The sequence below is a fragment of the Pararhizobium polonicum genome (genome assembly GCF_001687365.1).
GTDB lineage: Bacteria > Pseudomonadota > Alphaproteobacteria > Rhizobiales > Rhizobiaceae > Pararhizobium > Pararhizobium polonicum.
Genome location: NZ_LGLV01000005.1, coordinates 331,666 through 352,998, shown reverse-complemented (window position 1 = coordinate 352,998; position 21,333 = coordinate 331,666). Strand labels below are relative to the sequence as shown.

The window sequence follows — 21,333 nt, the reverse complement described above, 5'->3', positions numbered from 1 at the left end:
GGTTGATCCCCCCGCACATCCATCACCCCGTAAACTTGCCGCTCCTCGGGAAGCCCTTCGGCACTGCCCTGCCCGCCGTTGCCCGGTCGCCCAGCCATTCGATCAGCTCGTCGCTGGTCTTGGAGAAGCTGCGGCCGGCGCTGTCGGCCCAGGTGAGGCCTTCGGCTATCGTGAAGCAGCGGATATCGGAGATGCCGCCGTCCTTGTAGCGCTGCAGGCGCACGCCCTTGCCGCGGCTCATTTCCGGGATCTGAGCAAGCGGGAAAACCAGCATCTTGCGGTTTTCGCCGACGATGGCGACGTGATCGCCCTTGACCGGGATGACGAGCTTGGCCTCGTCCGGCATGGCGACGTTCATGATCTGCTTGCCCTTGCGGGTATTGGCGGCCATCTCGGCCTCCGATACCACGAAGCCGTTGCCGGCAGCCGACGAGATCAACAGTTTTCGCGCAGGATCGTGAACGAAGGCGGTCAGCACATCCTGGTCGTTTTCCATATCGACGATGATGCGCAGCGGTTCGCCATGGCCGCGTCCGCCCGGCAGCTTGTCGGCACCCAGCGTATAGGCCTTGCCGCCGGTGGTGACGACGAGGATGCGGTCGGTGGTCGATGCCGGGAAGGACAGCTTCAGGCCGTCGCCTTCCTTGAACTGCAGCGTCGAGACATCGGAGATGTGGCCCTTCAGCGCCCGGATCCAGCCCTTTTCGGAGATGACGACGGTGATCGGTTCCTTCTCGATCATCGCCTGCTGGATCGCCTCGATATCGGCCGTTGGCGCATCCGCAAACAGCGTGCGGCGGCGCCCGATCTCGGTGGCCTTGGCGAATTTCTTCTTCACCTCGCCGATTTCCCAGGCGACGGTCTGCCACTGCTTGTCGTCGGAGGCGAGCAGCGTCTCGATCTCGGCCTTCTCTTTCGACAGCGCATCGAACTCGGTGCGGATCTCGAATTCCTCGAGCTTGCGCAGCGAGCGCAGGCGCATGTTGAGGATCGATTCGGCCTGCAGGTCGGTGAGCGTGAAGCGCTCCATCAGGGCCGGCTTCGGCTCGTCCTCCTCGCGGATGATGCGGATCACTTCATCGAGGTTCAGATAGGCGATCAGGTAGCCGCCGAGAATTTCGAGCCGGCGGTCGATGGCTGCCAGCCGGAAGCGCGAGCGGCGCTGCAGGACTTCGCGGCGATGATGCAGCCATTCCGAGAGAACCTCGTTCAGCGCCATCACCTTGGGCACGCGGCCCATGGAAAGAACGTTCATGTTCAGCGGAATGCGGTTTTCGAGCTCCGAGAGCTTGAACAGCGATTCCATCAGGATGGTCGGATCGACCGAGCGGCTCTTCGGCACCAGAACGAGGCGGACATCTTCCGCCGATTCGTCGCGCACGTCTTCAAGCAGCGGCAGCTTGCGGGCGATCAGCAGTTCGGCGATCTTCTCGATCAGCCGCGACTTCTGCACCTGGAACGGAATCTGGGTGACGACGATCTGATAGCCGCCGCGGCCGGTATCCTCGACCTCCCACTTGGCGCGAACGCGAAAGCCGCCGCGGCCGGTCTTGTAGGCCTCGATAATGCTCTCGCGGCTGTCGATGATGACGCCGCCGGTCGGAAGATCCGGCCCCTCGATGCCGCCGCGCGCCGGATTGTTCGGATCGGACATCAGGTCCTCGACCGTCGCATCCGGATGCTTGATCAGGTGCAGGGCCGCATCGCAGAGTTCATGCGCATTGTGCGGCGGAATGGAGGTCGCCATGCCGACGGCAATGCCGGAGGCGCCGTTGGCCAGAAGGTTCGGGAAGGCGCCGGGCATGACGACCGGTTCCTGGTCTTCCTCGTTATAGGTCGGGCGGAAATCCACCGCATCCTGTTCGATGCCCTCCAGAAGAAGACTGGCGACATCGGTCATGCGCGCTTCGGTGTAACGATAGGCAGCGGCGCTGTCGCCGTCGATATTGCCGAAGTTGCCCTGCCCGTCGACGATCGGATAACGCTGCGAGAAATCCTGCGCCAGGCGCACCAGCGCATCATAGACCGACTGGTCGCCATGCGGGTGGAACTTACCGATGACGTCGCCGACGATACGGGCGCATTTCTTGAACGACGAATTGGAGCGCAGCCCCATTTCGCTCATCGCATGAACGATGCGGCGGTGAACCGGCTTCAGGCCGTCGCGCACATCAGGCAGCGCCCGGTGCATGATCGTCGACAGCGCGTAGGCAAGGTAGCGCTCTTCCAGCGCCGCCTTGAGGTCAACAGGCAGAATGTGATCGTCTCCGCCCGACGGCGGCAAAAGGCTTTGTCCCATGGTTTCTTGCTACCCCAACACGCCATCAACAGCAAGGATTGCAGGGCATTGCGCTGTGGAGAACCTGCGGCTGAAGCAGCCTTGCTCGGGGCTTGGATGTCTCCGTGTAATTCCCTCGAACACCTACCACAGATGGTTGCATCCGTGGTAATCGCCGATGACGGTCGTCAAAGCGATTCCAGAACAAAGGTCATTTCATGCGCATCCCGTTCAAATGCATTGCCCTCGCCGCCAGCCTCGCCTTCCTTCCCTTGCAAAACGCCAATGCTGCCGAAATCAGCATTCCGGCCAACCGCGAAAGCGCGATCAATTTCGTGACCGGCGTTACCCCCAGTTGCCGCAACATCGGCAAGCCGAAGATGAAGGTGGTCAAGGAGCCGGCGCATGGCAGCGTCCGGTTTCAATGGACCAAATACAAGATCGGCAACATCTCAAGGCTCTGCGATGGAAAGCCTGCATGGGGCATGGCGATCCTGTTTACGCCGCAGCCCGGCTTTCGCGGCAAGGACAGTTTCACCTTCGGCATGAGCATGCAGCGCTACGAGAACCGCTCCGATACCAAGTACATTCAGGATTCGGTCGACGTGGTGGTGAAATAGCCGGAACGGCTATTTTCATCCCAAAAATGGACGCGGGCACGAAACATGACACCCGACTGCAATTCGAATATATTTCGGCCTTAATCCGTATTAGAAATGCCTTCGAAATTAAACCTTTACAACAAAGGAAACACTCCATGCTGCCTAACCGCAACCTCCGTCTGATGCTGGCGAGCGTCGCTTTTATCGGCCTTTCAGGCCCGGCCTTCGCGCTCGACGGCGCGGACCTCGTCACCAAGCTGAACGCCGCCTATGCGCCCAGCGGCGCCACCGTCGCCTATGAAAATGTTGCGGTGGACGGCTCGACCGTGACGCTCACCGGCGTCAGCGTCAAATCGGCCGCTGCCCCGGACAAGGCCTTCAAGGTCGGCGACGTGACGCTCGAGGGCGTCGAGGAAAGCGACAATGGCGGCTATTACGTCGAAACCGTCACGCTGCCGGATGTCGACGTCACGGAAGAAGACACCGCCGTCACGGCCAAGGACATCACCATTGGCGGCCTGTCCATTCCGGGCAATCCGGCCGGCGGCACGATCAACGATATCGTGCTCTACGAATCGGCCGGCGCCGGCCCCGTGACGGTCAGCGTCAAGGGCAAGCAGGTGTTCTCGATGGAGGAATCGGCCGCCAACCTGACGAAGCAGGAAAGCGACGCCGGCTTCGATTTCGACGCGACGCTCTCCGGCATCAAGGCCGACCTCTCCAATGTCGAGGATGCCAAGTCGAAGGACGCGATCGAAAAGCTCGGCCTGACGACGCTTTCCGGCGAAATGACGATGAAGGGCAGCTGGGAAGTTGCCAGCGGCAATGTCGCGCTCGAGGAATATGCCTTCGACTTCACCAATGTCGGCCGCCTGGCGCTGTCCCTCGATTTTTCCGGCTACACGCTGGAATTCATGAAGTCGGTACAGGAAGCCATGAAGGCCGCCGAAACCAATCCGAACAAGGAAGAAGCCAACCAGGCCATGGGCCTGTCGATGATGGGCCTGATCCAGCAGCTGACCTTCAACAGCGCCTCGCTGCGCTTTGACGATGCGACGATCACCAAGCGCGTGCTCGACTATATCGGCGCCCAGCAGGGCGTGACCGGCGATCAGCTGGCGCAGTCGCTCAAGGGCATGGTGCCGCTGATGATGGCACAACTCAATGTGCCGGAACTGCAGAACCAGGTCTCGACCGCGGTCAACAGCTATCTCGATGCCCCCAAGAGCCTGACGATCTCGGCCGAACCGGCCAGCCCGGTTCCCCTGCCGATGATCCTCGGCGCCGCCATGGGCGCTCCGAACACCATCCCGAGCGTGCTCGGCGTCAAGGTGACGGCGAACGACTGATCCGTAACGGATCAGCCCTGAATACGAAGAGGCCCGGCGTTGCGCACACCGGGCCTCTTTTCTTATGGATTTCCCGGATGGTGCCGGCGCGTTACCGGCGTCCGCCGGCAAAGACGCGCAGCTGCGTGTTGCCCGCCTCCGCCGGGTCCTGCGTCTGGGCGAGCTGGAATATCGAAACCAGCTGGCGCAAGCGGTCGGCTTCCGTCGCAAGAACCGCGCTGGCCGCGTTGTTTTCCTCGACCATGGCGGCATTCTGCTGGGTGCCCTGATCCATCAGGTTGACGGCAGTATTGACCTCGGCGAGCCCGAGCGATTGCTCACGCGACGAAATGGCGATGGCCTCCATATGCCTGTTGATCGCCTCGACATGACCGGCGATCCCGGTCAGCGCCGCGCCGGTATCGCGCACGAACCGCACGCCATCCTCGACCTCCGCGCTCGAACTGCGGATCAGCTCCTTGATTTCCCTGGCCGCCGCGGCGGAGCGCTGGGCCAGCTCGCGGACCTCGTGGGCAACCACGGCGAAGCCCCTGCCCGCATCCCCCGCCCGCGCCGCCTCGATCCCGGCATTGAGCGCCAGAAGATTGGTCTGGAATGCGATCTCGTCGATGACACCGATGATGCTCGATATCCGCCCGGACGAATGCTCTATCCGCTCCATCGCACTGACCGCCTGGCTGACAAGCACGGCCGATTGCGCCGCGCTCGCATTGGCCGTGAGCGCCACCTCGCGGGCCTCCTGCGCGCGCCGGGAAGCGCTGGCGACATTGGCGGTGATTTCATCGAGCGCCGCTGCCGTTTCTTCCAGCGATGCCGCCTGCCGCTCGGTGCGCTGCGCCAGATCACCGGCACTTTCGCTGATTTCCCGGCTGCCGCTGTCGATGGCGCCGGTCGACCGGGAAATCTCGCCCATGACCTCGCCCAGTTGCCGCAGCGTTGTGTTCAGATCGCCGCGCAACGCCTCGAAATCCGGCGAAAAGGGTTGCGAGAGCTGGAAAGACAGATCCCCCGCCGCCAGCCGCTGCAGGCCTGTGGCCAGACCGCCGGTCGCCTGCATCAGGCGTTCGCGGGCATTCGCCTCGGCCTCCTCCTGCATCCGCAGGCGTTCGCCTTCAGACCGCGCCCGTGCCGCCTCGGCCTCCTGTTCAAGCCGCAGGTTGGCAAGAGCCGATTGCCGGAAGACCTCGAGAGCCTCGGCCATTGCGCCGAATTCGTCGCGGCGGCCAAGTCCCGGAACGGCGATCGCCGTCTTGCCGTCGGCAAGCGCCCGCATCGCCGACGTGATCGTCACGACGGGCCGTGCAATCGAGCGGCCAATCACCCAGACGGCCGCCAGCAGGATCGCAACCGAGGCCGCGATGAGCCCGAACACGATGGCGATGATACGTTGCGCGACCTGCCGGTTTTCCGCGACGGTCGCGGATTTTTCAGCGCCATAGCCGGCCAGAACCCGTGCCACGACCGGCTCGACGGCCGCATAGCTCAAGGAAACCGCCCTGCGGGCCTCGGCCTCCTTCAGGCTCGCCTCGGCATAAAAGCGGAACGCATTGGTATAGACATCGAGCGCATCCATGACACGCATGCGCTGAACGCCGGGCCGGAATGCCTGTTTCACCAGCGTGGTGAAATGCGCGGCCTCCTCGGCATGTTTGTCGATATATTGCCCGTCGCGACGCAGGATGAAGTCCTTCTCGTGACGGCGCATCATCAGCATGCTGGCGCGGATTTCGGCGTCCTCGACGGATTCCAGCTGCTTTTCTATCGAATGGACCGCCTCGCGCATGGCGCCTTCCAACCCTTGAGACGCATCGAGACCAAGCTCCTCGTTGCTTCTGACAAGGGTTGAAAATGCGCCGGCATAGACATCCAGCCCCGCCGCCACGGCCTCCAGTTCGCCAGCCTGCTCAGCCGTTGCCGTCGCGCGGAGCGTGTCGATAACGCTTTTGGCGTTGCGATGCGCGGCGGCGAATTTTTCCACCGAGGCCGTATCCCTGTTCAGCAGGAAATCCTGTTCCCACAGCAGCGTATCGCGAAAGTCGGCCATCATGCCGGCGACATCGGCTTCTCTTTGCGTCAGCTGGTCAGCAGCGGCGCGATAATCGGCTTCCACCCTCCGCTGGACAAGGAATATCGCCGCGATCGCCAGGATACCGGCCAAAGCGACGATGGCCAGCAGCATGACACGCTGGGAAATTTTGAGATTTGAAAGCAAGGACAAGAACCGGCTCCGGCAAGACTGATACGAGCCCGGTTAGACACCTCGAACGATTAAACAAAGCTCAACCCAACACGAAACTTTCATGACAGTTTGGTGACGAAACGCCCGCGTTACGGATCGTGCAAAACGCAAAACGGCGGCCTCCTGGCCGCCGCTTTCCGGTGAGGCGCAATGCCTCTCTATCGGTTGTCGCTCAGTCCTTCTTCATCGGCGGAATGACCCGCAGCGACAGTTCCGCGAGCTGCTTGGGCATGGCCGGCGCCGGGGCGTTCATCAGCAGGTCCTGCGCCTGCTGGTTCATCGGGAACAGCGTGATCTCGCGCAGGTTCTTGGCGCCGAGCAACAGCATGACGACGCGGTCGATACCGAAGGCGCAGCCGCCGTGCGGAGGGGCACCATACTGGAAGGCGCGGTACATGCCGCCGAAGCGCTCTTCAACGTCGGTCTGCGACAGGCCGACAAGCTCGAACGCCTTGACCATCAGTTCCGGCGACTGGTTGCGGATCGAGCCCGAAGCGATTTCGAAGCCGTTGCAGACGGCGTCATACTGGTAGGCCTTGATCGTCAGCGGGTCCTGCGTCTGCAGCGCCTCGAGACCACCCTGCGGCATCGAGAACGGGTTGTGGGCGAAGTCGACCTTCTTGTCTTCGTCGCTCCATTCATAGAACGGGAAGTCGATGATCCAGCACAGCTCGAAGCGGTCGCGATCGACGAGGTTGAGGTCCTCGCCGGCCTTGGTGCGGGCTTCGCCGGCGAACTTGTAGAATTTGGACGGATCGCCGGCGACGAAGAAGCAGGCGTCGCCCGCTTCGAGGCCAAGCTGCGTGCGCAGCGCCTCGGTGCGCTCCTCGCCGATGTTCTTGGCAAGCGGGCCGGAGCCGGCGGTCGTGCCATCGTCTTCCTTGCGCCAGAAGATGTAGCCGAGGCCGGGCTGGCCGGTCGACTGTGCCCAGGCATTCATGCGATCGCAGAAGGCGCGCGAACCGCCGGTCTTGGCCGGGATCGCCCAGACTTCAACCTTGGGATCACGTTCGATCATGCCGGCGAAAACCTTGAAGCCGGAACCGGCGAAATGTTCGGTGACGGCCTGCATCTCGATCGGGTTGCGCAGGTCCGGCTTGTCGGAGCCGTATTTGCGGATCGCGACGTCATAAGGAATGCGCGGCCAGTCTTTGGTGACCGGCTTGCCCTCGGCGAACTGCTCGAACACGCCGGTCATCAGCGGCCCCATCGTATCCCAGACATCTTCCTGGGTGACGAAGCTCATCTCGACGTCGAGCTGGTAGAATTCGCCCGGCAGGCGGTCGGCGCGCGGGTCTTCGTCGCGGAAGCACGGCGCGATCTGGAAGTAACGGTCGAAACCGGCCACCATCAGAAGCTGCTTGTACTGCTGCGGCGCCTGCGGCAGCGCAAAGAACGTGCCGGGATGAATCCGGGATGGCACGAGGAAGTCACGCGCGCCTTCCGGCGACGACGCCGTCAGGATCGGCGTCGAATATTCGGCAAAGCCGGCCGAATTCATGCGCAGGCGCATGTCGGAAATGATCTGGCTGCGCTTGACGATGTTCTTGTGCAGCGTTTCGCGGCGCAGGTCGAGGAAGCGGTATTTGAGGCGGATGTCTTCGGGATAATCCGGCTCGCCGAACACCGGCAGCGGCAGCTCCTTGGCCGTGGACAGCACTTCGATTTCCTGCGCGTACAGCTCGATCTCGCCGGTCGCCATCTGCTTGTTGACGGTCTCGTCCGAGCGCGCCTTGACGGTGCCGTCGATGCGGATGACCCATTCGCCGCGCACGGTTTCCGCCGTCTTGAAGGCCGGGCTGTCGGGATCGACGACGATCTGCGTCATGCCGTAGTGGTCGCGAAGGTCGATGAACAGCAGGCCGCCGTGATCGCGGACGCGATGAACCCAGCCGGAGATACGGACGGTCTGGCCGACGTCGGATTTGCGGAGAGCGGCACAAGTGTGGCTGCGGTAACGGTGCATTATATTATCCTGGAACCAAGGTGGCGCGCAGCCACGCAAAAGCGCGCTGCGGCAGCGTCAAAATCGGGCGGAAAAGCGCATGGTGGGGCCGATTTGTCAAGGCCGGGACTGCGTGCGTGCGGCCACAGGCACATACAGGAGCATCAGCGGAAGGCGTAGCGGAAACCTCCCATTCATGCGGGACGCTGAATAGACCATCAATTTTCGTGACTGTTTTTGCCGATCCGCTCCGTCTATTGATGTGGCTCGGCACGCAGACATAGAGTCGCGTCCGTCCGGATACCCTTGCTTCATGTCCCAGATCCGCCCGCTCATCCCCCTTCTCATCACCGCCGGCATCCTGATCGGCGGCAACGGGCTGCAGGGGACGTATATTTCGCTGCGTGCGCTGCAGGAGGGCTTTTCGACATCGCTGATCGGCCTTGTCGGCACCGGCTACAATATCGGCTTTGCCATCGGCTGCATCTATGTGACGCGCATCCTGCGCTCGATCGGCCATATCCGCACGTTTTCGGCGATGGCGGCGATCGCATCCGCCGCATCGATCGCCATGGTGCTGTGGATCGATCCGTGGTTCTGGTTCCTGATGCGGCTGATCGCCGGCATCTGTTTTGCCAGCCTCTTCGCCACGGTGGAAAGCTGGCTGAACGCCCGGGTGACCAATGCCAACCGCGCCCGCACGCTGTCGCTCTACCGGCTGGTCGATCTCGGCTCGGTCACGGCGGCGCAATATCTGATCCCCACCGTCGGCATCGAGGGCTTCCAGCTGTTTGCGATCATTTCGATGGCGCTGACATTGTCGCTGGTGCCGATCTCCTTTGCCGACCGCTCCAGCCCGCGTGCACCGGAGGCGATCAAGTTCGATATCAGGGCGCTGTGGAACATCTCGCCGCTCGCCACCATCGGCTGCATCGTCGTCGGCTTGACGAACTCGACGTTCCGCTCGCTCGGGCCGATCTATGCGGAAGGCATCGGCCTGTCGATTACGGCGATTGCCACCTTCATGAGCGTCGGCATCATCGGCGGCGTGGTGCTGCAATATCCGCTCGGCATCTATTCCGACCGGCTGGACCGGCGGTTGATCATCCTGTTTGCCACGTTCGGTTCGCTGCTCGCCGGGCTTTACCTCGCCTTCTTCGCCGGCAGCGACGAATGGCTGAACTTCATCGGCATCTTCATCTTCGGCGCCTTCGCCATGCCGCTCTATTCGCTCTGCTCGGCCCATGCCAACGACCACGCCGCCGAGGGCCAGCATGCGCTGGTATCGGCGGGCATGCTGTTCTTCTGGTCGTGCGGCGCCATCATCGGGCCGCTGTTTGCCTCGTTCCTGCTGGATATTTTCGGGCCGCAGGCGCTGTTCATCTATACCGCCGTCGTGCTGGCCGCCTTCATGCTCTATACGCTGCAGCGGATGGCGGCGCGGCGCGCGGTGCCTGCGGGCGAACGCTCGATGCGCTTTCGCAACCTGCTGCGCACGTCTTCCTTCTTCAACAAGCTGGCGGCCACGCCGGAGGACAAGACGCCATCGGGCAGGAAGAAGTCATGAGCACAGCGGCTGCGGCAAGATGCGCGCAGATGCCAATTGCTGAACGCCTTCATCAAGTTTAAACCGAAGCATCTCAACGTCCGGAAACACCTGCCATGCCCGTTATCAGCCGCCGCACGCTTCTGAAGGGATCGGCCGCAGCGGCGGCTTCCTTCGCCGTTGGTGGAGGACTGGCGGCGCGACGCGGGGCGGCAGCCCCCGTCCCGCTGCTGCTCAAGGCGCAGTTCACCGAAGCATCTCTTGCCGCGAGTGGCATTACGCCAAAGGTGATGACCTACGGGACGGGCGAGGCCGCCGCGACAGGCATGCCGCCGGTCCTGCGGATGAAGAAGGGCGAGCCCTTTGCCGCGCGGCTGGTGAATGCGCTCGATGAACCCACCACCGTCCACTGGCACGGCCTGCGCATCGTCAACGCCATGGACGGCGTGCCGGAGATGACCCAACCTTACGTCTATCCCGGCGACGGCTTCGACTATGCCTTCACGCCGCCCGATGCCGGTACTTTCTGGTATCATCCGCATTGCAATACGCTGACGCAGATGGGCCACGGGCTGACCGGCGTCATCGTTGTCGAAAATCCCGACGATCCCGTCTACGATTCGGAGATCGTGCTCAATCTGCGCGACTGGCGCCTGGGTGCCGACGGCGCCTTCATTGCGCCCTTCAAGCCGCGCGATGCCGCCCGTGGCGGCACCTACGGCACGGTGCGCACCACCAACTGGCAACAGGCGCCCGCCTATGACGCGCCGGCTGGCGGCCTCGTGCGCATCCGGCTGGCGGCGACCGACGTGACGCGCATCTATACCTTGGGGGCAGACGGCGCTGCTGCCGTGGTCATCGCGCTTGACGGCAATCCGGTCGAAGCGCCCTTCCCGCTCGACCTTCTGGATTTCGGGCCTGGCCAGCGCGTCGAACTCATCATGCGCATGCCCGACGACGAAGGCGCCGTGGTCAAGCTCGGCAATTTCCGCGGCTCGAGCCCCTTCACCATCGCGACATTGCGCGCCACCGGCACCTCGCTGAAGCGTGACATCCGCGACGTGAAGCCGCTGCCGGCCAATCCGATCGCAGAAGCCGACCTTTCGTCAGCCGTGCGCATTCCGCTCGATTTTACCGCAACGGCCGAACATGCGCCGGTTCCCAGCATCTGCGGCACGCTCGGCTATACGTTCTGGGCGATCAACAAGGTGCCGTGGCAGGGCGACACGCCCGATCCGGGGGCGCCGGTCTCGGAACTGAAGCTCGGAAAAAGCTATGTGCTGCAGGTCCGGAACCGGACGCCGCATGCGCATCCGATCCACCTGCACGGCCTCAGCTTCCGCATCCTCAGCTCGAACAAGCGGACGATCCTGCCGCCACCGACCGACACGATCCTGCTTTTGCCGGACGAACAGGCCGAACTCGGTCTCGTTGCCGACAATCCCGGCGATTGGCTGCTGCATTGCCATATCATCGAGCATCAGAAGACGGGAATGTCGGCATATTTCCGCGTCGTTTGAGCTTTTTTCATTGTGACACCGGGCATGAAGGGATACATCGGGTGAGTTTTAACGGCCGCATTTCCGCCACAGTGATTGAAGTTTGATGATCGAGACAACCGCCGAACTTGCCGCCGCCTGCGAAACGCTGGCCAGCGGGCAATACCTGACTATCGACACGGAATTTCTCCGCGAAACGACGTTCTGGCCGCAGCTGTGCCTGATCCAGATGGCTGGACCGGACATCGCCGTCATCGTCGACCCGCTGGCGAAGGGCATCGATCTTGCGCCGTTCTTCGAGCTGATGGCCAACACCAACGTGATCAAGGTGTTCCACGCCGCGCGCCAGGACATCGAAATCATCTACAATCTCGGCAAGCTGATCCCCCATCCGATCTTCGACACCCAGGTCGCGGCGATGGTCTGCGGTTTCGGCGACAGCGTCTCCTATGACCAGCTCGTCAGCCGGATCAAGAACGTCCACATCGACAAGTCCTCGCGCTTTACCGACTGGAGCCGCCGGCCGCTGACGGAAAAGCAGCTGGACTATGCGCTGGCCGACGTCACCCATCTGCGCGACGTCTACCAGCATCTGAAGCAGGAGCTGGAGCGCGAAGGCCGCTCGCTGTGGCTGACCGAGGAAATGGCCATTCTCGAGGCCAAGGAAACCTACGACATCCACCCCGACGACGCCTGGCAGCGCCTGAAGATGCGCCTGAAGAAGCCGGTGGAACTCGCCGTCCTGCAGAAGGTCGCCGCCTGGCGCGAGCGCGAAGCACGCAGCCGCAACGTTCCACGCGGCCGCATCCTGAAAGACGATGGTCTCTACGAGATCGCCCAGCAGCAGCCGAAGGACATGGAAGCGCTTTCGCGCCTGCGCACCATCCCCAAGGGATGGGAGCGCTCGGCGGCGGGTACGGCGATCATCGAGGCCGTCAACGCCGCCCTCGAAGTGCCGAAGGCCGACATGCCGAAGGTGCCGCGCCAGAGCCCGTCGCCGGAAGGCGCGCAGGCCGCCAGCGAGATGCTCAAGGTGCTGTTGAAGCTGATCGCGGAAAAGCAGGGCGTCGCCGCCAAGATCATCGCCAACAGCGACGATCTCGAGCGCATCGCCTCCGAAGGCTCAGCTGCCGACGTCGGCGCGCTGAAGGGCTGGCGCCGCGAACTGTTCGGCGACACCGCGCTGAAGCTGATCAACGGCGAAGTCGCCCTGCGTTTCGTCGATCGCAAGATCGAAGCCGTCGAACTCTAAACGGCCCGGATTCAAGGGTGCATCTTTGCACCCTTGGTGATCTTGTCGGCGATCTTCTTGTCGGCATGAAGTGCAATGCCGACGACCTTGGCATTGCCGGGACCGAACCGGGCAAACACCTCGCGGTTGGCCGTATCGTGGCCGGTCGAAAACATTTCCTCGACATAGAGAGACGTCTTCACCTCGCGCTCCACCGCCCGGCGGTGGATGGCACCGATGGTCTTTTCGTCGGCGGAAAGCACGATGACAGGCTGGATGCTCAGCGGATTGTAGACGTTGCCATCGGCATCGCGGTAAGCTTCGCCGATAATGCCGGGCTTTTCCGCAACGATGCCGCTGGTCAGGAACGCGGTGACGTTGAGCTTTTGCCAGACGGCGAGGTCCTCGCGCAGCACGATTGCAAATTTGGTATCGAACATGAATGCCAACTCCATTCTTGGAAACAGGACGCTTGTGACGTCGCAGGCTTCCATAGCCCCGACCGGCGGCGGCGATCTTGAACGTTCGTGCACATCCGCAGTTTCCGACAGCATCAAGGTCGCGCCCGCGTCCGGCGGCATCGAGCGGATCGAGGCGCATTTTCACGGCGATGCCTTCGAGCCGCACCGCCACGACACCTATGCGCTCGGCCTCACACTTCAGGGCGTCCAGTCGTTCTGGTATCGCGGGCTGGTGCGCTACAGCCAGCCCGGCAATGTCATCGTGCTGCATCCGGACGAATTGCATGACGGCGCGGCCGGCACCGACGAAGGCCTGCGCTACCGTATGCTGTATCTGCCGCCGGAGATGCTGATCGGCGCGCTGGGTGAAAAACGGCGCGGCCTGCCCTTCGTGCCCTCGCCGGTCATTGCCGACCGCGCCTTTGCCGCAAGCCTTGGCGACGCGATGCGCGATCTGGATGGAGCGATCGACACTCTGCAGCTGGACGACGTGCTGACTGGCATCGCCGATGCGCTGGGGCGGCATGCGGATGCCGCGGGCATGGCGCCGGGCCGGAACTACGACCAGGCGGCCATCCGCCGGACCTGCGATTTCCTGCAGGCCCATTTCGACCGGCAGGTGAGTTCGGACGAACTCGAAACCGTGAGCGGTCTCGACCGGTTCACCCTTGCCCGGCAATTCCGCGCAAGCCTTGGCACCAGCCCGCACCGCTATCTCGTCATGCGCCGGCTCGAACGGGCCCGCGGCATGATCGGCAGCGGCAAAAGCCTCGTCGATATCGCCCTCGAAACCGGCTTTTCCGATCAGGCGCATTTCACCCGACACTTCAAGAAAGCCAACGGCATGACACCCGGCCGCTGGGCAAATCTTCGCAGCCGGGCTTAAACCAGGTCTGGATGACAGGACCAACAGGATGGTCCGATCATCCAGACCCGGTATCAAACTGCGACCAATTGATACACAAAATCGCTTGACCCACAGCGGCCAAGGGCAACAATGCCTGCAAGCACCGGGGTGGAGCGGAGCTGATTCATGAGAGACATATCCCCGACAGAGAATTGGCTGGTGATCACGCTCGGTATGGCGTTGAGCGGTGTCATCTACGGCCTGGTGGTTTATCCCGGCGAGCCGGTGATCATCGGCGCCGTCTTCGCCGCCTTCATGGGCGTGCCGATGATTGCCTTCGAGCGCCGGATCCTGTTTCGTCCGCTCTACCGGCGGATCGAGCGGTTTCCCACCGTTGCGTTCATCCTTTCGGCGCTGGTGATCTACGAAATCCTGATGAGCGCCGGCTACTCGCTGGCGGCCGTGCTTTTGTGGTGGCTGCAGCTGATCAAGCCGAAGTCGCTCATCGACATCATCGTCATGCCCTTCAACGTCTTCCTCTACGCGCTGGCCGTCTGCGCACTGATCGTCTTCATCCTGCGCGTCCGCGACCTGCTGGGGCGCGAGGTATTCACCAGCATGCTGATCAGCCGCTATCGCCGGCCGGTGAAGGAAGAGCGCGTCTTCCTGTTCATCGATCTCGCCGATTCGACCTCCTTTGCCGAACAGCACGGCGATCTGCGCGCGCAGCAATTTCTCAAGGCCCTGTTTGCCGCCTTTGCCGAACCGGTCCGGCGCTACAAGGGCGCGATCGACGATTATGTCGGCGACGCCGCCATCGTCACCTGGCCGTTGGAAAGGGGCGTCAAGTTTGCCCGCTGCATCCGCTGCATTTTCGATATTCTCGATGAGATCGAGGCCAATGCGGATAGCTGGCGCAAGAATTTCGGCCAGGTTCCGCGGCTGCGCGCCGCCCTGCACGGCGGCTTCATCATCACCGCGGAAATCGGCGTCGACCATCACAAGATCGCCTATTTCGGCGATACCGTGAACACCACCGCGCGGCTTGAATCGCTGTGCAAGACGCTGGACAAGACGGTGCTGATCTCGTCCGAGCTTGCCCATCGCATCAAGCTGCCGGACACCATCGCCATCGAGGATCTGGGCATGCATGCCGTCAAGGGGCGCGGCCAGACGCTCGGCGTCATGGCGCTGGCCGAACAGGCGAAAGCGGAGATCCTTGCCCCCTTCGAACTGCGCATTCCCGCCGAGTAAGCGGCCTGCTCCTGCGGCCGTCACCAAAGCTTCATCCAGACGTCAATTCTCCGACATCGATGCCCTGCTAAGCGGAACAGCTCAAGCAACCGCTCGAATGGGGACATGATGAAAAACGCTCTCTTTGCTTCCGTCGCACTTGGCCTTCTGATGACATCCGCCGCTCTTGCCGAAGACACGGTCTTCCCGGCCAAGCTCACGGCACACGCCATCCTGCCAGCCAATACGATCATCGCGGCACCTGCCGACGCTGCCGATTATCTGAAGACCTCCGGCAAGTTCACCACCGCCGACCGCAAGCGCACCGAGGCGCTCGGCACCGTGCCCGGCAAGGATGGCGTCCGCCCCACCGGCCTGTCGCTGCCCTTCGACGGCCAGCCGATGCAGGGTTTCTCCGGCATCAAGACCATGCCGGACGGCACGTTCTGGAGCCTGTCGGACAATGGTTTCGGCAACAAGCTGAACTCGACGGACGCGATGCTGATGCTGCACAACATCAGGATCGACTGGGATGGCGGCAAGGTCGAGGCGCTGAAGACCGTGTTCCTGTCCGATCCCGACAAGAAGGCCCCCTTCCCGATCGTCATGGAAGGTGCTGCCAAGCGCTACCTGACCGGTGCCGATTTCGACGTCGAATCGATCCAGCCGGTTGCCGATGGCTTCTGGGTCGGCGAGGAGTTCGGTCCCTACATCCTGAAGTTCGATCTCGAAGGCCAGCTGACCGACGTCATTGCGACCACCGTCAACGGCAAGCCGGTGATGTCGCCGGACAACCCGACGCTGACCGTGCAGGCTGATCCTTCCAAGCCGATGCCGGCAATCAACGTCAAGCGCTCCGGCGGCTACGAAGGTCTCGCCCTGTCGAAGGACGGCACCAAGCTCTACGGCCTGCTTGAAGGCCCGCTCTGGACGGACAGCGAAACCGTCGAGCAGGCGGACGGCCGCCCGGCGCTGCGGATCATCGAGCTCGACGTCGCATCCAAGGCCTGGACCGGCCGCAGCTGGCTCTATCCGCTCGCTGAAGGCGGCGAGGCGATCGGCGATTTCAACATGCTGGACGAGAAGACGGCACTGGTGATCGAGCGCGACAACGGCGCCGGCACGGTCGACAAGGCCTGCGCCGACCCGAAGGCCCCGAAGCCGGATTGCTTTGCCGTCGGCTCGAAGGTGAAGCGGATCTACAAGATCGAGATGACCGACGAGAACGCCGGCAAGGCCGTGCGCAAGATCGGCCATATCGATCTCCTGAAGATCGCCGATCCGGACAACAAAAAGCGCCAGGGCGGCGGCGAAGGCTTCTACGACATGCCCTTCGTCACCATCGAGAATGTCGACCGCGTCGACGACACCCACATCATCGTCGGCAACGACAACAACCTGCCGTTCTCGGCCGGCCGCTCGCTCGACAAGGCCGACGACAACGAGTTCGTCCTGCTCGAAGTTGGCGAGTTTTTGAACGCCAAGTGATCGGCATCAAAACAAAAAAGGCTCCGCAGGATGATTAACTGCGGGGCCTTTTGCTTGTTGTCACAATGAGCCGTGCTTAGAGAATGAAGTAGCCCTTACTCAGCATCCCGACGCCATCAAGGTGGACGGCGGGCCGCCTACTCGAACCGGAAGGCGATCCGCTTGCCCGTCAGCTTGGCGAGCTGCTGCAGCCTGCCATCCAGCCGTTCGCCGGCAAATTCCGAATAGGCCGATGGAACGATGAATTCGAGGTCGAGATCGGCTGATGTCGATGGGCGGATATCGAGGTTGCGCACGACGCCTGGCATCGATGCCGACAAAAGGTAGACCACACGCAGCAGGCCGCCGAGCAGCTTGGCCAGTTCCAGCATGCGCGGCGTGGCAATCGCCGCCAGCGGCCCGGTGGCGCCGTCGTCGTTCAGACCCTCGAAGCGGTAATAGTTGGCCAGTGCGATATAGGCGCGGCCGGCATGGGTGATGCCGGAAAAGGTGCTGTGGGCGATGATGTTGAGCGCCTGCAGGCCGCGATAATCGGGATGCGCGCGCCAGCTGATGTCGGCAAGCAGGCAGGCCGCCTGGCGATAGCGCCCCTCCTCCTCGGTTTCGGTGATGCCGAAATGCGGCACCATCTTGCCGCTCCAGTCGGCCAGCTCGCGCGCATGCTCGGGCGAGCGGGCGCGCAGGATGGCGATTTCGCGCGCCGCCGCCAGAAGCGGATCGTGAGCGCGCACGGTATCCGACAGCAGCGAGAACAGGTAGCCCTCGCGCACGCCGAGCGCCGAAAACGAGATACGCTCCGGCTTCATCTGGGCGATGACTTCCTGCAGCGCAACCGCCCCGAACGGCAGCAGCACGCGGCGGCTCTTGGAGATGTGGGCATAAGCCGGCGTCTTCACATCCTTCGGCTCGATCACCTCGGGCAGGAAGGCCATGGCCTCGTCATAGGAGATTTCGTAGCCCTGCATCATGTGCAGCGGATAATTGCGCGTCTCCATGTGCAGCTTGGCGATCGAGCGCCAGGTACCGCCGACGGCATAGAAGGTGCGGCCCGAAACGTTCTGCAGGACCCGCGCGCCCTTGACATAGCCGCGCACATGGCTGCGCGCCTTGACGACCGAGCCTTCCGCGTGTTCCGACAGCCGGATGCCGCCGAGCGGCAGGGTGATGCCCCTGCCGACCTTGGTGCCGATGACATCGACGAGTTCGAGCGAACCGCCGCCGAAATCGCCGACGACACCGTCCGGATCGTGGTAGCCGCTGATGATGCCGAGCGCGGAAAAATAGGCCTCCTCCTCGCCCGTCAGCACCCGCACCTTCTGGCCCAGTATAATCTCGGCCCGGCGGATGAAATCGGGGCCGTTCGAGGCGTCGCGGGCGGCAGCGGTCGCCAGCACGAAGACCGTGGAGGCGCGCGCCTGCGTCGACAGGGCCCGGAACCGGTGCAGCGCCTTCAGCGCCCGCTCGACGCTTTCGGCGTCCATCCGGCCGGTCGCATCGATGCCCTTGCCAAGCCCGCACATGACCTTTTCATTGAACAGAATGGCCGGAGAACGGCTCAGCCCCTCATAGATGACAAGCCGAATCGAGTTCGACCCAATGTCCACGACGGAGACCGGGGCAATTCCAGGCAAACGCCCCTGGGCTTCAGATTCTACCATGCAATTCCAGTTTTATCTTCTGCGGCCGCTGTCCCAGCCGGCGATTACCTTCGGCGTGCTGGACTTCAAGGCCTCTCCCCGCCCGGACAGGCTGGGATTGGTCATGAAATAGACCTGCGCATTGAACGGCTCGGAATCGCGGGCGACTTCCATGCGCCGCGACGTGCCGTCGGCAAGGATCTCGTAGCTCTGCTGGTTATCGATGAGATTCCCCAGCATGATCTGCGACAACACCTGTTCATGCACAGTCCGGTTGATGAGAGGCACAAGGGTCTCCACCCGCCGGTCCAGATTGCGCGGCATCATGTCCGCTGACCCGATATAGACGAGCGCGTGCTCGGATGGAAGCCCATGGCCGTTGCCGAAGCAGAAGATACGCGAATGCTCCAGAAAGCGTCCGACGATCGATTTGACGCGGATCTTGTCGGACAGCCCCGGAACCTGCGGCCGCAGGCAGCAGATGCCGCGCACCACCAGATCGATCTCGACGCCGGCGCGGCTGGCGCGATAGAGCGCATCGATGATTTCCGGATCGACCAGCGAGTTCATCTTCATCCAGATCGAGGCCGGCCGGCCGGCCTCGGCATGGGCGATTTCCTCGTCGATATGCTGGAGGATACGCGGGCGCAGCGTGTGCGGCGAAATCGCCAGCTTCATGCCGGCCTCGGGCTCGCCATAACCGGTGATGAAATTGAAGATATTGGCCATGTCATGGGCAATCTTCGGATTGCAGGTGAAGAAAGACAGGTCGGTGTAGATCTTCGCCGTAACCGGGTGATAGTTGCCGGTGCCGAGATGACAGTAGGTGCGCAGCTTGCCGTCCTCGCGGCGCACCACCATCGACATCTTCGCATGGGTCTTCAATTCGATGAAACCGAACACGACCTGCACGCCGGCGCGTTCAAGGTCGCGTGCCCAGCGGATATTGGCTTCCTCGTCGAAGCGCGCCTTCAGCTCGACCAGCGCCGTCACCGACTTGCCGGCTTCGGCCGCGTCGATCAGCGCGCGCACGATCGGGCTGTCGTTGGAGGTGCGGTAGAGCGTCTGCTTTATCGCCAGAACGTCCGGATCGCGCGCAGCCTGGAGCAGAAACTGGACCACCACGTCGAAGCTCTCATAGGGATGGTGAACCACCATGTCCTTTTCGCGGATGGCGGCAAGGCAGTCTCCGGCGTGTTCGCGGACGCGTTCGGGAAATCGCGCATTGTACGGCTCGAAGCGCAAATCGTCGCGCGGCGCCTTTGTGATCTCGGAGAGCGTGTTGAGCGCCAGAAGGCCGGGCAGCACTGCGACGCGGTTGACCGGCACGTTGAGCTCGGTGACGACGAAATGGCGCAGCTCAAGCGGCATTTCCGAATCGATCTCGATACGGATGACCGAGCCGCGCCGGCGGCGCTTCAGCGCCGTCTCATAGAAGCGCACGAGATCCTCGGCCTCTTCCTCGACTTCGATATCGCTGTCGCGGATGATGCGGAACGTGCCGGAGCCCTTGACTTCGTAACCGGGGAAAAGCCGCTCGATGAACAGGCTGACGGCATCTTCCAGCGTGATGTAGCGGATCACCGATTTGGCATCGGGCAGACGGATGAAGCGGTCAAGCGCCACCGGCAGGCGCAACAGCGCCGTCATCGGCTCGCGGCCGTGCTTGCTGGTCAGCTGCAGGCCCATGGTGAAGCCGAGATTGGGAATGAACGGGAACGGATGAGCGGGATCGATCGACAGCGGCGTCAGCACCGGAAAGATCGCCTGCTCGAATTCGTTGGCCAGCCACGTCCGGTCCTGCGTCGACAGCGACACCGGGCGGACGATGAGGATGTCTTCCCGGGCAAGATATTGCTGCAGCACGGCCAGCGAGGCCTGTTGCTCCATCTGCAGATTGTCGATTTCCTTGAGGATATCTTCCAGCTGCTCGGCCGGCGTCTTGCCGTCCGGGCTGCGCACGACGACCCCCTGGCGGACCTGGCCTTCGAGACCGGCGACGCGGACCATGAAAAATTCGTCGAGATTGGCCGCCGAAATCGACAGGAAGCGCACGCGCTCCAGAAGTGGATGGGCGGTATTGAGGGTTTCCTCGAGAACGCGGCGGTTGAACTGCAGCCAGGAAAATTCGCGGTTGATGAAGCGTTCCGGGCTGGTCAGGAGATCGATTTCATCGGCCACCGGCGTGTTTGCAGTCGTTGCAGATGTCACAGTGTCCATTGTCCCCAGTCCGCCTTTTTGCTTTTCTCGAAGCAGCTAGCGCAGTTTGACGACGGAACTGTGACAGTCAATCGATTTCGCGTGGCTTTCCAAGGGCATTGAGAACTTCCAGCGCCAGTGCCCGGTTGATGCGCGTGCCGCGCGCCAGCGCCAGATGATCCAGCCGCTCGACGATGGTCTGGGCGGATTCGAGCGAACGTTCCATACGGGCGACGATATAGCCGATCAGCCGATCATCGACGGCAAGCTGGCGGTCGGCCAGGAGCTTGACCAGAACCTGGGCCAGCAGCTCATCGTCCGGCTCGCCGATCTCGACCACGGTCGCCGCCTTCAGGCGCGAGCGCAGGTCGGGCAGTTCGACCGGCCAGGACATCGGCCAGAGCCGGCTGGTGATCAAGAGGCTGGTGCCGTTTTCCCGCACGCTGTTGATGACGTGAAACAGCGCCCGGTCATCGAACCCCTCACGATCGGCATCCTCGAACAGCACAGGGCTTGATGCCGCCACTTCGGCCGCATTGCTGCCGGCCGCCGGATGAATGGCAACCGCCGCGCTGTTTTCCCGCCAGATCGCCGCAAGGTGCGATTTGCCCGAGCCCACGGGGCCGGCCAGAATGACGACGGGCGACGGCCAGCGCGGCCAGCTGTCGATGATGGAAACGGCCGCCTTCAGCCGTTCGGACACCAGCAGGTCATCACGACCCGTCTGCGGTTCGTGCTCGAAAACGAGCGGCAATTGTTCGAACTTACGGACCATACGC

Annotated in this window: 15 protein-coding genes; 8 read left to right on the top strand and 7 right to left on the bottom strand. The window is 62.7% G+C overall.

Features of this window, described 5'->3' with window-relative positions; all coding sequences use genetic code 11:
• Positions 1-22: 22 nt before the first annotated feature.
• A complete protein-coding gene (gene parC / locus ADU59_RS07515; RefSeq protein WP_068953257.1) occupies positions 23-2,299 on the bottom strand; it encodes a DNA topoisomerase IV subunit A in 2,277 nt (758 codons plus the stop codon).
• 197 nt (positions 2,300-2,496) lie between these two features.
• Between parC and ADU59_RS07510 the strand changes: the two genes are divergently transcribed.
• A complete protein-coding gene (locus tag ADU59_RS07510) occupies positions 2,497-2,898 on the top strand; it encodes a hypothetical protein (RefSeq protein WP_068953255.1) in 402 nt (133 codons plus the stop codon).
• A gap of 137 nt (positions 2,899-3,035) precedes the next feature.
• On the top strand, positions 3,036-4,229 hold the full coding sequence (locus ADU59_RS07505) for a hypothetical protein (protein ID WP_068953253.1): 1,194 nt from the start codon (positions 3,036-3,038) through the stop codon (positions 4,227-4,229).
• A gap of 91 nt (positions 4,230-4,320) precedes the next feature.
• Here the strand turns inward: ADU59_RS07505 and ADU59_RS07500 are convergent, their stop codons facing one another.
• Together ADU59_RS07500 and aspS are read right to left on the bottom strand one after the other, a co-directional pair.
• Positions 4,321-6,408, bottom strand: a complete 2,088-nt coding sequence (locus tag ADU59_RS07500; protein WP_068953250.1) for a methyl-accepting chemotaxis protein — start codon at positions 6,406-6,408, stop codon at positions 4,321-4,323.
• Positions 6,409-6,640: 232 nt separating this feature from the next.
• A complete protein-coding gene (aspS, locus tag ADU59_RS07495) occupies positions 6,641-8,434 on the bottom strand; it encodes an aspartate--tRNA ligase (protein WP_068953248.1) in 1,794 nt (597 codons plus the stop codon).
• A gap of 292 nt (positions 8,435-8,726) precedes the next feature.
• On the opposite strand from aspS, the gene ADU59_RS07490 reads away from it, so the two are divergent.
• The 3 genes from ADU59_RS07490 to rnd all read left to right on the top strand — a co-directional run bounded on the left by ADU59_RS07490 (position 8,727) and on the right by rnd (position 12,710).
• Entirely contained in the window at positions 8,727-9,980 is a 1,254-nt protein-coding gene (locus ADU59_RS07490) for an MFS transporter (RefSeq protein ID WP_068953246.1), read from the top strand.
• Positions 9,981-10,075: 95 nt separating this feature from the next.
• Positions 10,076-11,479: a multicopper oxidase family protein gene (locus tag ADU59_RS07485; RefSeq protein WP_068953244.1), complete on the top strand. Its 1,404-nt coding sequence runs from the start codon at positions 10,076-10,078 to the stop codon at positions 11,477-11,479.
• An 85-nt stretch (positions 11,480-11,564) separates the two neighbouring features.
• Complete coding sequence (gene rnd / locus ADU59_RS07480; protein ID WP_068953242.1) at positions 11,565-12,710, top strand: ribonuclease D; 1,146 nt, start codon at positions 11,565-11,567, stop codon at positions 12,708-12,710.
• An 11-nt stretch (positions 12,711-12,721) separates the two neighbouring features.
• Here the strand turns inward: rnd and ADU59_RS07475 are convergent, their stop codons facing one another.
• Positions 12,722-13,129 (bottom strand): DUF2000 family protein, encoded by a 408-nt coding sequence (locus ADU59_RS07475; protein ID WP_068953240.1) that lies wholly within the window; start codon positions 13,127-13,129, stop codon positions 12,722-12,724.
• Here ADU59_RS07475 and ADU59_RS07470 point away from each other — a divergent pair.
• The 3 genes from ADU59_RS07470 (at position 13,128) to ADU59_RS07460 (ending at position 16,718) form a co-directional block, all read left to right on the top strand.
• Positions 13,128-14,036 carry an AraC family transcriptional regulator gene (locus ADU59_RS07470; RefSeq protein ID WP_083198162.1) on the top strand — a complete coding sequence of 303 codons (909 nt, stop codon included), beginning with the start codon at positions 13,128-13,130 and terminating at the stop codon, positions 14,034-14,036. The two genes, ADU59_RS07475 and ADU59_RS07470, sit on opposite strands and share 2 nt — an antisense overlap.
• 147 nt (positions 14,037-14,183) lie before the next feature.
• The gene (locus tag ADU59_RS07465; protein WP_068953238.1) at positions 14,184-15,251 is read left to right on the top strand and encodes an adenylate/guanylate cyclase domain-containing protein; all 1,068 of its coding nucleotides are present in this window, start codon (positions 14,184-14,186) and stop codon (positions 15,249-15,251) included.
• 108 nt (positions 15,252-15,359) lie between these two features.
• Positions 15,360-16,718 carry an esterase-like activity of phytase family protein gene (locus ADU59_RS07460; protein WP_068953745.1) on the top strand — a complete coding sequence of 453 codons (1,359 nt, stop codon included), beginning with the start codon at positions 15,360-15,362 and terminating at the stop codon, positions 16,716-16,718.
• A 137-nt stretch (positions 16,719-16,855) separates the two neighbouring features.
• Here ADU59_RS07460 and ppx read toward each other — a convergent pair whose 3' ends face one another.
• The 3 genes from ppx to hdaA all read right to left on the bottom strand — a co-directional run bounded on the left by ppx (position 16,856) and on the right by hdaA (position 21,329).
• On the bottom strand, positions 16,856-18,376 hold the full coding sequence (gene ppx, locus ADU59_RS07455) for an exopolyphosphatase (protein WP_068953236.1): 1,521 nt from the start codon (positions 18,374-18,376) through the stop codon (positions 16,856-16,858).
• 12 nt (positions 18,377-18,388) lie between these two features.
• Positions 18,389-20,575, bottom strand: coding sequence for an RNA degradosome polyphosphate kinase (locus tag ADU59_RS07450; RefSeq protein WP_068953234.1), 2,187 nt, complete (start codon positions 20,573-20,575; stop codon positions 18,389-18,391).
• A gap of 67 nt (positions 20,576-20,642) precedes the next feature.
• Positions 20,643-21,329 (bottom strand): DnaA regulatory inactivator HdaA, encoded by a 687-nt coding sequence (gene hdaA / locus ADU59_RS07445; RefSeq protein ID WP_068953232.1) that lies wholly within the window; start codon positions 21,327-21,329, stop codon positions 20,643-20,645.
• Positions 21,330-21,333: the final 4 nt, after the last annotated feature.

Coding starts and splice junctions, on each gene's coding strand:
- ADU59_RS07505 (WP_068953253.1), top strand. CDS start 3,036: ATGCTGCCTAACCGCAACCTCCGTCTGATGCTGGCGAGCGTCGCTTTT.
- parC (WP_068953257.1), bottom strand. CDS start 2,299: ATGGGACAAAGCCTTTTGCCGCCGTCGGGCGGAGACGATCACATTCTG.
- ADU59_RS07465 (WP_068953238.1), top strand. CDS start 14,184: ATGAGAGACATATCCCCGACAGAGAATTGGCTGGTGATCACGCTCGGT.
- ADU59_RS07500 (WP_068953250.1), bottom strand. CDS start 6,408: ATGCTGCTGGCCATCGTCGCTTTGGCCGGTATCCTGGCGATCGCGGCG.
- ADU59_RS07460 (WP_068953745.1), top strand. CDS start 15,360: ATGAAAAACGCTCTCTTTGCTTCCGTCGCACTTGGCCTTCTGATGACA.
- hdaA (WP_068953232.1), bottom strand. CDS start 21,329: ATGGTCCGTAAGTTCGAACAATTGCCGCTCGTTTTCGAGCACGAACCG.
- ADU59_RS07450 (WP_068953234.1), bottom strand. CDS start 20,575: ATGGACACTGTGACATCTGCAACGACTGCAAACACGCCGGTGGCCGAT.
- aspS (WP_068953248.1), bottom strand. CDS start 8,434: ATGCACCGTTACCGCAGCCACACTTGTGCCGCTCTCCGCAAATCCGAC.
- rnd (WP_068953242.1), top strand. CDS start 11,565: ATGATCGAGACAACCGCCGAACTTGCCGCCGCCTGCGAAACGCTGGCC.
- ADU59_RS07470 (WP_083198162.1), top strand. CDS start 13,128: ATGAATGCCAACTCCATTCTTGGAAACAGGACGCTTGTGACGTCGCAG.
- ppx (WP_068953236.1), bottom strand. CDS start 18,376: ATGGTAGAATCTGAAGCCCAGGGGCGTTTGCCTGGAATTGCCCCGGTC.
- ADU59_RS07485 (WP_068953244.1), top strand. CDS start 10,076: ATGCCCGTTATCAGCCGCCGCACGCTTCTGAAGGGATCGGCCGCAGCG.
- ADU59_RS07490 (WP_068953246.1), top strand. CDS start 8,727: ATGTCCCAGATCCGCCCGCTCATCCCCCTTCTCATCACCGCCGGCATC.
- ADU59_RS07475 (WP_068953240.1), bottom strand. CDS start 13,129: ATGTTCGATACCAAATTTGCAATCGTGCTGCGCGAGGACCTCGCCGTC.
- ADU59_RS07510 (WP_068953255.1), top strand. CDS start 2,497: ATGCGCATCCCGTTCAAATGCATTGCCCTCGCCGCCAGCCTCGCCTTC.